Annotated in this window: 10 protein-coding genes; all 10 read right to left on the bottom strand. The window is 31.7% G+C overall.

The genetic code is table 11. The annotated features are described in order from the left end of the window. Nucleotides 1-27 precede the first annotated feature (27 nt). Nucleotides 28-1,002 (bottom strand): hypothetical protein, encoded by a 975-nt coding sequence (locus N5B56_RS03455; protein WP_260978394.1) that lies wholly within the window; start codon nt 1,000-1,002, stop codon nt 28-30. After that, nucleotides 1,002-1,436 carry a hypothetical protein gene (locus tag N5B56_RS03450; RefSeq protein ID WP_022089680.1) on the bottom strand — a complete coding sequence of 145 codons (435 nt, stop codon included), beginning with the start codon at nt 1,434-1,436 and terminating at the stop codon, nt 1,002-1,004. The genes N5B56_RS03455 and N5B56_RS03450 overlap by 1 nt, the downstream gene beginning before the upstream one ends. 162 nt (nt 1,437-1,598) lie before the next feature. Further along, complete coding sequence (locus N5B56_RS03445) at nt 1,599-2,555, bottom strand: glycosyltransferase family 2 protein (RefSeq protein WP_022089679.1); 957 nt, start codon at nt 2,553-2,555, stop codon at nt 1,599-1,601. A gap of 84 nt (nt 2,556-2,639) precedes the next feature. After that, entirely contained in the window at nt 2,640-3,677 is a 1,038-nt protein-coding gene (locus N5B56_RS03440) for a leucine-rich repeat domain-containing protein (RefSeq protein ID WP_117908644.1), read from the bottom strand. Between the two features lie 29 nt (nt 3,678-3,706). Further along, nucleotides 3,707-4,546, bottom strand: a complete 840-nt coding sequence (locus N5B56_RS03435; protein WP_346432187.1) for a polysaccharide deacetylase family protein — start codon at nt 4,544-4,546, stop codon at nt 3,707-3,709. Between the two features lie 91 nt (nt 4,547-4,637). Then, nucleotides 4,638-5,699, bottom strand: a complete 1,062-nt coding sequence (locus N5B56_RS03430; protein ID WP_260978393.1) for a leucine-rich repeat domain-containing protein — start codon at nt 5,697-5,699, stop codon at nt 4,638-4,640. 530 nt (nt 5,700-6,229) lie between these two features. Beyond that, nucleotides 6,230-8,368 (bottom strand): family 2 glycosyl transferase, encoded by a 2,139-nt coding sequence (locus tag N5B56_RS03425; protein ID WP_260978392.1) that lies wholly within the window; start codon nt 8,366-8,368, stop codon nt 6,230-6,232. Between the two features lie 63 nt (nt 8,369-8,431). Then, a complete protein-coding gene (locus N5B56_RS03420) occupies nt 8,432-10,606 on the bottom strand; it encodes a family 2 glycosyl transferase (RefSeq protein ID WP_260978391.1) in 2,175 nt (724 codons plus the stop codon). Nucleotides 10,607-10,621: 15 nt separating this feature from the next. Continuing rightward, nucleotides 10,622-12,025, bottom strand: a complete 1,404-nt coding sequence (locus N5B56_RS03415; protein WP_260978390.1) for a glycosyltransferase family 2 protein — start codon at nt 12,023-12,025, stop codon at nt 10,622-10,624. After that, entirely contained in the window at nt 12,022-13,107 is a 1,086-nt protein-coding gene (locus N5B56_RS03410; RefSeq protein WP_022089672.1) for a HEAT repeat domain-containing protein, read from the bottom strand. The genes N5B56_RS03415 and N5B56_RS03410 overlap by 4 nt, the downstream gene beginning before the upstream one ends. Nucleotides 13,108-13,612: the final 505 nt, after the last annotated feature.

Below are 13,612 nucleotides of genomic sequence, written 5' to 3'. Positions count from 1 at the left end.
CTCTCTCATTACATTAACGTACAAATGTTAATTTTTATTGCTCTTTTTCTTAATTTTATTTTTATTGTGTTGTCTTTGGGCATTAATACGTTTTACATTCATCTCCGGTTCCGCAACATTAAGCTTAGGAACTGCTTTTACGTAATAATAATACTCATCATCTTCAAACTGTGTATGTTCAACTCTTGTATAATCCACAGAAAATACAAAGAATTGTAAAATAACTGCGATTACCAATGACAAGGCTGTTCCTATAACAAGCCATAATATTGAAACTTTTGTGTTTAATATTAAACTTCCTACAAGTAACGCTACAAATTCAACTGTTCCACCTATTAATATTGCTTTCATCCAAGCGTGGTCAATTGACTTTCTTCTAATCGCATAAACAATTAATAATACTATAGCAAAAACAACAACAGTTAATATCATTTCTTTATTTCCTGTTATCATGGAAACTACTGTTCCGATTCCTGCTGTAGAAGCTTTATCGGACGATATATTACTTATCGCTGTTTCATTTGTTTCAACTACATTTAAAATATAATAAACTATTGTTCCAAATGATACTGATACTATTGATGCAGGCGAACACATTAATCCTGCCACAATAGGTATGACATATGGAACTCTCAGGTAGAATGCTATAGGTATAAGTAATATAAATATCCCATCTCTTGATGAAAATCTAAAAAATAATAAGAACATTATTATCATTAATACCAATACTACCGCTGCAATTTCTAACGTCAAAGCATACAAATTAACAATCACCATACCTGAAAATACAACTACAATTAATGACCATGGTACAAATGAAAGTACTATTGCTGCCACTAACAACATAAGCCGGTTATCTAGTATCTCTAAATATCCTATATGACTATTTATAAGAGTAAAGGCAACAAATGTAACTAAGAACTTAATAACAGGTCTTACCAAAGCTCCATGTTCATTATAAAAATTTACTATCTTATCCTTTAAAACTAAAAAACCTGTCACTATTCCTCACCTCTCTCTTCCATGCTATTTATAATAGCGTCATATTCTTCTTCCTGAATCTTATGTAATACTTTTAATTCTCCATTATATTTATTAAGATTCTCTCTAATGGCAGAAAATTTCTTTGAATAATAAATATATGTAAATATCATATATACAACCGTAATTAAAATATAAAACATTACAATTAAAATCACTACTGCCATAAATGAATTCGTTGTCTTTAATCTTCCAATAAATGCATCAGCACTAAACATAAGCCATAAAGCCAACATCAGTGCATAGGCAATCGTTACGGCAACAAATGATTTAATCATCTTAATTGCCAAATAGTCGCTTCTATAATATTTACTATATTTTATCTCTGATTTAGCATTCTTCTGTTCATATAATGCTAATTTTGTCATTATGCTTATTTTTTCATTATTTAACATATAACTCTCCTAAATTTGAGTAATAATATCCACGATAAAATCGCCTACAATTATATCATAGTGACAAAATTATAACAACCTTCCTGTCATAGAGAATTTATGTTGAGAATCTGTATATTGTTACATTTTCTCCTTCCCTTAGACAAAAAGGTTGTTATTTCATCATTTATCTTCTTCTGTTGTCTCACTAATTATATATCTTGGTCTTGCCTTAACTTCCATATATATCTTTCCTATATATTCGCCAAGAATTCCCACACTTATAAGCTGTACACCGCCTAAAAAACATATTATGCTTGTCATACTTGCCCATCCTGCAACGCCATTACCTATGAAATGTACAATCAACGTCCATATTACTCCAATAAAACTTATTATTGAAACGAACATTCCAAGCGATGTTATTAATCTGATTGGCTTAATTGAAAGACTTGTTATTCCATCAATCGCTAATGCCAACATCTTTGATAACGGATAATGACTGTCTCCTGCAATTCTTTCATTTCTTTCATAAAATACACTTGTACTTTTAAACCCTACTAATGGGAACATTCCTCTTAAGAAAATATTTACCTCTTTAAAATTCTTAAATTCTTTAAGAACTCTATTCGATACAAGTCTGTAATCAGCATGATTGTATACAGTTTCTACGCCCATCCATTTAAGGAACTTATAAAATCCCTGTGCAGTTGCTCTCTTAAATACTGTATCTGTATCTCTCTTACTTCTGACACCATATACAATCTCACAACCATTCTGATATTCTTCTATCATTTCATTCATTGCATTTATATCATCCTGTCCATCGCAGTCAATTGATATAATCATATCGCACTTATCAATAGAATACATCATTCCAGCCAATACTGCATTCTGATGGCCCCTGTTTCTGCTCTGGCAAATTCCCTGATAATGTTCATCTTCCTTTGATAATTGCTTTATTATATCCCAAGTCTTATCTTTACTTCCATCATTTACAAATAACACTCTGCTTTTATCATCAATATATCCAATTTTAATAAGTTCATATATTTTATCTAAGAAAAGTTTACTTGTAATTGGTAAAACCTCTTCCTCATTATAACATGGTATTACTATGTTCAATATTGGTTTATTCATTATATCTCCTCCTAAATATACATTGTCCCTTCATTAGGTTATCGGCTATTAAAATATACCACATTATTCCATTATGAACAACGATTAGTCTGTTGGTATTTTCCATATTTCATATATATTTGGCAAACCAATTTTTGTGCTTCTAAAAGTCATGTCATCATATTTTGTATCTTTAGATTTGATTACTACCGTATCGATTGGATTACCTGCAAACGCCACACTTCCTATTTCTTTAACACTTTTAGGTAAGACCACAACATTTAATTTCATTTGGGCAAAAGCATGTGATCCTATTTTTTCTGTTCCTTCTTTTATTTCTAAATTACTAACTCCGGTTCCGCAAAAAGCTCCATCTTCTATTTCTTTTACGTATGACGGAATAATTATACTTTGTGAAAAACTGCTACATCTCCAAAAAGTATATAGAGGAACATACCCCAAATTATAAATAAACTCAATATTGTTTACTTTTTTCAAATTTGAATCCTCAATAAAAACGCTATCTTCCATCTTTCTTAATCCATTTGGTAAAGTTACTTCTTTTAACTGATGCAATTTCCCAAATGCACTTTTCCCTATTATTTCTACTCCATTACCTATATTTACTGATGTTATATATTGATTAACCTTTGTTTTCTCATCTAATATTCTAAAACAGTTCTTTTCTATTTTTTTCACTACTTTTCCTTCAATAAATTCAGGAATATTTACTTTAGAATTATCACATTTGTACTTAACAAGACTTACATATTCATCTCCATTTTCGTTGCAGATAATATATTTATACTGTCTTTTCATAGGTATTTTATTTTTTACCGTAACCTTTATTGTATTATATTTTTTATACTTTCCCTGCCTTTTAACGTAAATCGTTATGTAAGTACTTCCTTTTTTCTTTCCCTTTATAATCACGTTTTCACTACTTTTTGTTGCACTAACGATTTTTTTATTTTCTGTAACAATCTTATAACTTTTCTTTTTATCTAATATAGAGCCTTCAAATCTCATATTTCCTTTTTCAATTGTATATTCTTTATCATATTTAGTACCTGTTCCTGCATTTATAGGAATACACGGAACCATCATACATAAAAACAACATTATAAAAAATCTTTTTTTCATTGTCGTTTCCTCCTCTGTTATCTTTTAATTTACTTTATATCCTGTAACTTTCCAAATTTGTATCCCATGTCTTCCCATTTTTCTAGTAATTCATCTAATATTTCTCCATTCGTTGATGATGTGTTATGGAGAAGAACAATTGCTCCGGGATGTACTCTTGTCAATAGTTTACTAAATGCTTCTTCCTTAGTAGGCTGTGCATCCGTATTCCAATCTACATATGCAAGACTCCAGAAAAATGTTTTATATCCTAATTTCTGTGCCATTTTCAAATTATCAAAACTCAATTTTCCCTGAGGAGCCCTATAAAATTTAGTCATCTCTTTTCCTGTTATTTCTTTAAATTTATCAGACACCATTGAAAGTTCTTTTCCAAATTGTTCTTCTGACATTCCTATAACATTCGGATGATTAAATGTATGATTTCCTACGTTATGGCCCTCTTTTACCATTTGTTTTATCAAATCTTCGTTTTCATTTATGAAATGCCCTACTACAAAAAAAGTTGCCGGTACTTTGTGTTTTTTCAATGCCTTTAATATCGCCGGAGTATTTCCATTTTCGTATCCACAATCGAATGTTAAATACAATATTTTTTCATCACTCTGCGCCATATAATAAGCATCATATTCTTTTAGAGTATCTGCTGATTCCGTTCCTGTTGGTTTTGTTCCTTCAGCACCAAATCCTAATCCCCAATCGCCTGCATTTGCTACAGTTACGCTTTTCTTTGATATAATTCTGTCTTTTACCACCCCTATTCCTACACCAACAAAAAATGCTTCTGTAAATATAATTGCTACCGCTACACACTTAATAAATTTTTTCATAGTCAAATACCATTTTGCCATTATGATTATTTCGTACATTATATGCATTTAACCTTCTCACAATTGGCAAAAATCCTATGCACAATCTTTTATAAATTATACATAGGATTTTGTATTTTTATCACTATTTTTATTTGTAAATAACTTTTACATTTTTATCAAAAGCTGTAGTGCCAACACGTATATCCCCTGACTTAATAGTTACGGTTTTTAATTTACAGTTCTGAAATGCCAATTCACCTATAATTTTCATGGATTCAGGAATTTCTATCTTTGTTACATCAGAAGATGAAAATGCTCCCTGATCAATTATTTCTACGCCTTCCTCTAATATTACTTTTTTTACTCCTGCTCCATCAAACGCATATCTGCCTATTGTTTTTACATTTCCCGGAATAACTAATGGCTTATCGAGATCTAATGCTGATGAAAACATTCCGTCAGGAATTATTCCAAATCTGTATATAACTTCAAAATTTAATTTTTTTAATTTTCCACATCCTCCAAATTTTAAACCATCTAATGTTTCTAATGTCTCCGGTAATCTGATTTCTTTTATATTTTCCAACGGCCATACTATACACTGTACGCATGTAATCCCATCCTCAATATATAATTTTTCAATATCTTCCGATACACTTATTCCACTAAACTTATCTTTGGATTTCTTGCTTGTAAGAAATACTGAATCATCTAATTTTTTTACTGGTATTCCGTTAATATAAGCCGGAATTGTAACATCTGTCTCACATCCAATGTATCTTAAATCACTTATATAATCTGCCCCTGTCTCATCAGTTTTCACTGTATAAGTAAATTTATCATCTATCGGTATTTTTTTCTTTATTGTAACCTTACACTTTTTCAGAATGATTTTTCTTCCTTGTTTATCAGTTTTATATTTTGTGATTACCACAGTTCCTGTTTTTTTGCCCTTTACCAACCCATACTTGTTGACTGTTGCTATTTTAGGATTGCTGCTTTCCAGTTTATTTTTTTTACTATAAACAGTATAAAATCCGTATTGTTTTAAGCTTGCTCTGTTTGCCTTACCTATAACGATTTTATCTTTAACCCATACATAACTCTGTATGTTTTTCACTTTCTTTGCTGCGTATGTATTACCTGAATATAAAATAATTAAGCTTAACATTATTAAAGTATATGTTATTATTTTCCTCGTTTTTTTCATAACAACCTCCTTAATCCGGTATGCTTCTTGCAATTAATGGTGTTCCATTTGCAAATATGTATAGTTTTGCAGTTGCTCATTTTTATCAAATATTCTTTTATAGTTTTATTAGGAGTTTTTGTTAAGAATTATAATTAGATGTTTTTCACTCCCCTTTAAAACCAGTATTCAAATTTTTATATAATATATACTAGTTACATTTTCATATTAACATTTCATATTATTTGTGTCAATTAAGCATTGTATATTTTGTATATTTTAATACTCTTTATATTTGAATTTTTGTTTAATCCATACTAATCTGTATTAAAAAAAAACATCTACACAATATTCTTTTTTTAATAATAAATATTTGTGCAGATGCTTTTTTATTAAACTATTCTATTTATTTTTGTTTTAAAATTTGTTTTTCACTTAAATATATGCATATTTTATTAAACATTGCATAAACAAAACAATCTATTACAAAACTGCATATATTTAATATGACATCATCTGTATCAACCGAACGATAATTTATTCCAATAGCATTATTTAACCTTTTTCAAATACTCTTTCAGTATTTCATATGACTTTTTCAGTCTTGTGTGATAACTACTTTGTTGTTTTTCTTCAAATGGAATTGATTTTAATTCTATATTATCACCTGTTTTTCCAATACCTATATTTATTTCTTGTACATCTGTAAAATTAATGCTTCCTTCATTATAGAAATCGCCGATTACAGTTCCTTGTGTGCTGTTCATTACATTTAACAGATACCATGGAATTCTAAATTCCATTACATTATCTGATGTGTAATAGTCTGCAGTGTTATCAAATTTATCACTGTCAGGGTCCGTAATTCCTGCTTTCAATAGTCCACTCTCATAAAATTGAGGTTCGATGGTTTTATTGTCATCAGGCAAATACATTTCATTACTAGTAAACATTTGAATGCGAACATACTCTCCTGAATTTTTTACTGAATAATCATTGTCAAAATCAAACACTCCTTTACTGTAACCGTAAATATAATGAAACGTACTGTAATATGCATCTGTAAGAAGTCTTGTTTCTCCATTTTTGTCTATTTCCAATATATAGTCTGTATTTTTGTCAAATGCAATATTTCTTGTATTATCTTTCTGACTTCCTACACCCAATGTTGAGATAGGAACATATATTTTTCCATCCGTTTTGCTTTTTAACTGCACAGCCAAATACAAATAACCTTCATCATATTTTGAATATAATTTGTACTCATCAGAGTCTATAATATTTTCACTATCTGACCATTCATCTAATTTTCCATCTATTTTACATATCTGATTTTCTCCCGGTTCTACTGCCACAATTCCATAGCCCTGCTCTGCCGACATAACATTTGGTGTGCGGCATTCAGGGTTTTCAGGTGCATATTTCACTGTGTTCCATGTTTGCTTAAACCATTCTTCCTGCCATGAAAAAATCATACTTCCGGCATAACCTGATTTATAAATTGAAGTCAATAGATTAGTCAGATATTCTCCCTGCTGCTTTTCTGTAAGTCCGCCCTGATTGTATCCTACTACACTTTCATGAGCAACTCCTCTTGAGGTTGGAAGCCCCACTTCAGCTACCATAACAGGTACTGTATATTCTTTTTTCAAATCAATCAAATAAGCTTCATACGGATTACTTTGTCCATTTGAATCTTTATAATCAACATATTCTTTTTGATGATTCATAAATTCCGGATAATACGGATATATGTCAAGCGCTGCAAATAAACCTGCTTTATATGATTCATTTGACTTAATATTTTCAGTGTTAACCGATACGCTGTCTTCTTCCTCAAACGGCTCATTGCTATGTTTTAGTGTATCTGTTGTCTGCCAGTTAAGAAACGCTACAGGTATCTGCATTTTATAGCTTTGTGTTTCGTAACTTATAAGTTTGTCTCCCATTTCACATAGAAAACTTTCAAATGGTGTAGCATCATTTGTATTTTCCAAATACTCTCCAAAATACGCTTTCCTATCCGTGTGGGAATTTGTATTCTGAACAAATTCTGCCGGCCATTCAAGTCCTAAAATATATCCTGCAACATATTTTGATATATCATTATGATATACTGCATTTTTAATATTTCCATACGAAGTATAATCACTATTTCCATGTATTATATCTATTGTTTCAGTTATATTTCTCTCAAAAGCATCTGCTACTATGTTATCAGCATCCAGTGCATCTGCCACATCGTACAGATAATCTTCATTAAACCATATTCCCTGAATAAGATATAACGGGCTTTCTGCTTTTTTGTTGTAATCGTAAAATGCCTGATAAAAATCTGGATTCATTATTGTAAATACTTTCACTGTATTTGCATTCATTTCACTTATCTGTTCAAACCATTCCATATAAGTTTCATAACTTACATCCGGATTGTTTAAATTAGTAGTAGCCAGAGTTAGTCCCATATTTACACCCTTAAGAATCACTCTGTTCCATTTCTTATTATCATTGTGATAAAAATAGTCTCCCTGCGCTACAAACTCTATGTTGTTGCCGTTCGTGTCAACATTTTCAATTGCTGTTTCTTTATCAGGGACTATATTTTTCTCACTTTTATTATCATTTTTTGAGCAGGAAACCGTAACTGTCATCATTGCAAATATCAACATTATTGATACTATTTTTTTCATTCAAATACCATATAATCAATATAACTTTAATTATATTTCCTTTCTTACTTATATACTTAACACCTAGTCATTATATTTTTTCAAATTTTTCTGAAGCACATAGTATGCCGGTTTTAATCGTTCGTGGGAAGTTGGTGTTGTCCATGACTGATAATCATAAGTTCCTGTCAATTCTATGTTGCCTGATTTTCCAAGTCCTACTGTTATGCCATTCAAATCTGTTGGTGTAATACTTTGTGCCGTATAAAAATCATCCATTATTTTCTTTGATGAAGGGTCCATGACATTTAATAACTGCCACGGAATTTTTATCTCTAATTTTCCATCTTTATAAATAAAATCTGCTAACGACTGGTAATCATCTGATGTAGGATTTGCATTGCCATAGGTAAGCTTTCCTGTTTCAAATGATTTAAATCCTACTTTTTCTTTCGTTGTTGGAATTTCTAATTCATATCCATAACACATATTCATCGGAATAAATTTTCCTGTATTTTTCTGTTGCAAATCATCAGTAACATCAATCATTCCATATTGCACTCCATACTGATATGTGAATGCATCATAATACTGATCACAAACAATTCTGCTGTTATCTTTCCCATTAATTGAAATCACGAAATCAGCCTGCTTATCAAATGTAATACCTGCATCAGCATAACTATCATTTCCCTGATTATTTTTTATATCTATCGGTATATATAATGTATCTGAATTGAAATTGTAATCCGATGTATCCACCATAAAATATACATACTTTTCATCACTCTTCATATACAATTTCCCTAAGCTGTTTTCAACTATAGGAGTATCATTACCCCATTCTGATACATCACCATCAACATAACTTATGCAGTTATCTGTTCCCGGGTCAAATGTCATTAAACCAAAGCACTGTTCTGTTGTCTGAGGATTTGACCAGAAAGGTCTTTCATCTGCAATGTCAAAATTAACATTATTCCAAGTTCTTTTAAACCATTCATCCTGCCATGTAAACACCAGACCTCCGGCATAATTACATTTGTAAATAGAGTCAAATAAATCTATTAAAATATCACCCTGTTTTGTTTCATCTATTTGTCCCTGATTATATCCCATAACACTTTCATGCCCCATGCCTCTTGAAGTAGGCACACCAAATTCAGCAACTAAAATAGGCATCGAATGTACAGATTTTAAATCTTTTAAATAAGCTTCATAAGTATTTACTTTTCCACTGTCATCGCGGTATGCCAAATAATCTCTCTGATAATTCAAAGAATCCGGATAATATGGATAAATATGATATGAAAGATACATTTTAGATAAAAATGTGTTCTTATATTTTACATTTTCAAAATTTACTGTTACTGAATCTTCATCCGGATGTGGCTCATCTTCATGAGTAAGAGGGTCAGTTGTAACCCAGTTTGAAAAAGCTACAGGTGCCTGCCATTTATACTCTTTTGTTTCTCTTTCAATTACTTTATCTCCAACCTCACAAAGAAATGCTTCAAATGTTGAGGCTCCCTGTGTGTACAAATAATCTCCGTCATAGTTTATGTTATCCGGATTTGAAACATTTGTATTTTCGACTAATTTAGGGTCCCATTCTATACCAATAAGCCATCCTGCAAGCCATCTTGAAACATCAGCAGTATATGTGCCCGAAGCATATCCTGAACGTTCAGGCAAAGTGATATTTCCATGAATTATATCCACCATATTTAACGCATCTTTTGTAAATTCTGTTTTTATTTTTTCATTTTCCGCATAAACATCACCATATGTTTCAATATCTTCTTCGTCCATCCACACACCCTGAATCAGATATAACGGATCATCATTATCAATATTGTAATCATATAATGCTCTGTAAAAATCAGGACTAAGTGCTGTATAAACACGTATTACATTTGCATTCATCTCTTTTATATATTTAAACCATCTTAAATACGTGTCATATGATATTGTCAAGTCTCCCGGGAAAAGTCCCGGTTCAGTAGCACCTATATTTACTCCTGTAATAAATATCTTTTTCCATTCATTATCTTCGTAATGATAAAAATAATCTCCCTGTGTTCTAAAGCTATAGTTTATATTATTTTCACTTGCACATTCAAAATCTAATTTATTCTGTGTATTGTCACTTTTTTCAAATGAAAATCTGTTAATTCCTATCACCTGCAGCCAGCCCATTTGCACCATAAAAGCCAGTACAAGCAATGTTGAAATAACGGAAATTATTACTTTTTTCATATGCCATCCTTTCCATTAATCCCCTACTGTTTTACGCTTTATTGAACCCCATCTGTTTTTAAGCTTTTTATATTTAATCATTCCTTCTACTCTGAAAATTGTAATAGCCTGACGGTATCCGAAATTTTCCAAAATACCATAAAGTGCAAGCTGTACGCATTGTTTTGCTGACATTACGCCTCTTTTTGTGTACTGTTCCAATATAAGTCCGCCAAAAGAAATCATAATTCCAAGCATTGATGCCATGAGAAAATACATTACAAAGAAGAATATGTTAAGTTCTCCCATGATAAGTGAAAATGGAATAATAAAATATCCAAAAACTTCTACCACAGCACCTAACAATTCAAAAAGCCAATTATATGGCACTGCCATCATTCCTATCCATTTATATTTAGGATTAAAAATTAATTTCTTGTAATGAAGTAATGTATCCATAAGACCAACCTGCCAACGTCTTCTCTGCGTTCTTACGTCATTTAAGCTCATCGGTCCCTGTGTCCAGCAAATTGCCTGTTCCACAAATTTGACTTTATATTTAATCTTGTTTCTTAGCATATATTCGTGAATTCTGACTACAATCTCCATATCTTCACCAATTGTATCTGTCTTATATCCACCCACATCTATTACAACCTGTTTTTTGAACACACCAAATGCCCCTGAAACAATAAGCATTGAATTTGTCACTCCCCAGCTTGTTCTTCCTGCTAAAAATGATCTGAAATATTCTACAGTCTGAAATCTTTCTATTGCTTTTTCAGGCAAATTGTAAGATTCAAATATTCCATCTTTGATTACACCACCATTTGCAATTCTTACAAGTCCTCCGGCTACTACTGTTGTAGTATCCTTAATAAATTCATTTCCAAGCCTTAACAAAGAATCACTCTCTAATCTTGAATCTGCATCAAGACAGGCAAATAGCGGATATGATGACGCATTTATACCTGCATTTAAGGCATCTGATTTTCCACCATTTTCCTTATCAACGTAAATCAGATTTGGATATTCCACATTGTAATAAACATTTCTGACCTTTGCTGTTTCAAGCGGTCTCATATGCGCACTTTCTATTGGGTAAAGTTTAAAAGCTTCAATCATTTTATCATGGGTTTTATCCTTTGAGCCGTCATTTACGACTATTAGTTCAAATTCAGGATAATTAAGTTTCATCAGAGATTTTACATTTTGTACAATGTTATCTTCTTCATTATATGCCGGAATAATTAGAGATATCGGAAGCAGATTCTCGGAATCTTTATATTCCATAAAGTCTGATGATTTACCTATCTTTACATCTTCCCTGATTTTTATAAATGAAATAATTATCTGTAAAATATAAATACAGGAAAGAAGAATTGTATACCCCATACAGAAATAGTTAAAAAACAAAATAAAATTTCTTATTATGTTCAATTCTTTTCCTCCATGTTAAGTACCTTATACAGTGAATATTTCACTGCTTCACTTGCGTATCTGTCGTATCCCTTTATTACACTTTCAATGTGTTCAAGAGAATAATCCATTTTAATTAAAGACTCAGCAGCTGTCTGTCGAACCCACCATTGTTCATCCTGAGTTGCCTGTTTAACTGCTTCTATAGCCTCATCAGTATTAAGATTGCCTAATGCCTTTACGGCAAATTCCCTAACTACCCAGTTTTGGTCTTTTGACAATCTTATTAAAGTTAAAATATGTTCTTTTTCAGCGCAAAAGCACATTGCTTTCGTCGCCGCAATTTTTATATTTATATCAGTGTCATTTGTACACTCAAGTACATATGGCACCAATTCTTTAATCTTATATTTTCCTATACTTTTTATAACTGTTGCTTTTAAATACGAATCTCCCTTTTCAATCAAATCCTTTGATATTTCATACAAATCACCTGTATATCTGTCAATAACTTCATTAATTACTCTGTATGAATATTTATAATCATCCTGAAAACCTAATATAAATTCTTCAACTCCCTCTTTATCTCCTAATGCTGCAAGTGAATTACCTGCTGCATATCTTAACTGTCTGTTTCGACTCTTAAGCAATTCTCTTATTCCCTCTATGTCATTTGCTGCCCCTAAAGCTGCTAATCTTTGGCATGCATAACATTTTTTTACTACATCATTTTCTTTAATCATATTTTCGTAGTAAGTTATAGGGTTTACTTTTTCTATTATTTTCCCGATTATTTTTTTGTCTTTTTCGCTCATTTCTTCATACTTTTCAAGACTTTCCATAAAAACGTCTGTAAGTATCTCCATATAGCTATCATCTTTATCTACAAGATTTACTAATTCATTTATTTCGCATTCCCAAGCGGATTGAGTTGGTGCACATATTATCGCCTCGAGAATTCTTCTGCATCTTGCTTCTTTTTTATTTAATTTTGCTTTGCTTTCTTCTTGATTGTCTGCAAGTAAATACAACCATAGAAGTTCTGCGCATATTAGTAATATGCTTAAGAAAAATATCATTACTAAGAATAGTTCAAAGCGCATATTCACACCTCCTTTTTTCTTAATGCCCTACACTACACTTTCACTTGTGGGGCCCTGTTTAGTTTATCTCTAGGACGCTTTCGCTGCTTGTGGGGCCCTGTTTAGTTTATCTCTAGGACGCTTTCGCTGCTTGTGGGGCCCTGTTTAGTTTATCTCTAGGACGCTTTTGCTGCTTGTGGGGCCCTGTTTACTTTATCTCTAGGACGCTTTCGCTGCTTGTCCCTCGTAACGGTTCTGAAACTCCAACGCATAGTTTTTTACAAAACTATGCGCTGTCGTTTTGAACCGACGGGGACAAATGCCCTATCGATAAACTAAACAGGTTTCACAAGCTGTGAAGTGTCTGAGTGATAAACTAAACAGATTCCTCTAGCGGTGAAGTGTCTAACTATAAGCTAAACAGGCTTCACAAGCTGTAAAGTGTCTGAGTGATAAATTAAACAGATTCCTCTAGCGGTGAAGTGTCTAACAATAAACCGGACAGATGTCCCTAGCGATTAATCGC

The organism is Eubacterium album (assembly GCF_025336545.1).
Taxonomy (GTDB): Bacteria; Bacillota; Clostridia; order Lachnospirales; family Lachnospiraceae; genus Eubacterium_U; species Eubacterium_U album.
This window is presented reverse-complemented; position numbering and strand designations above follow the sequence as displayed.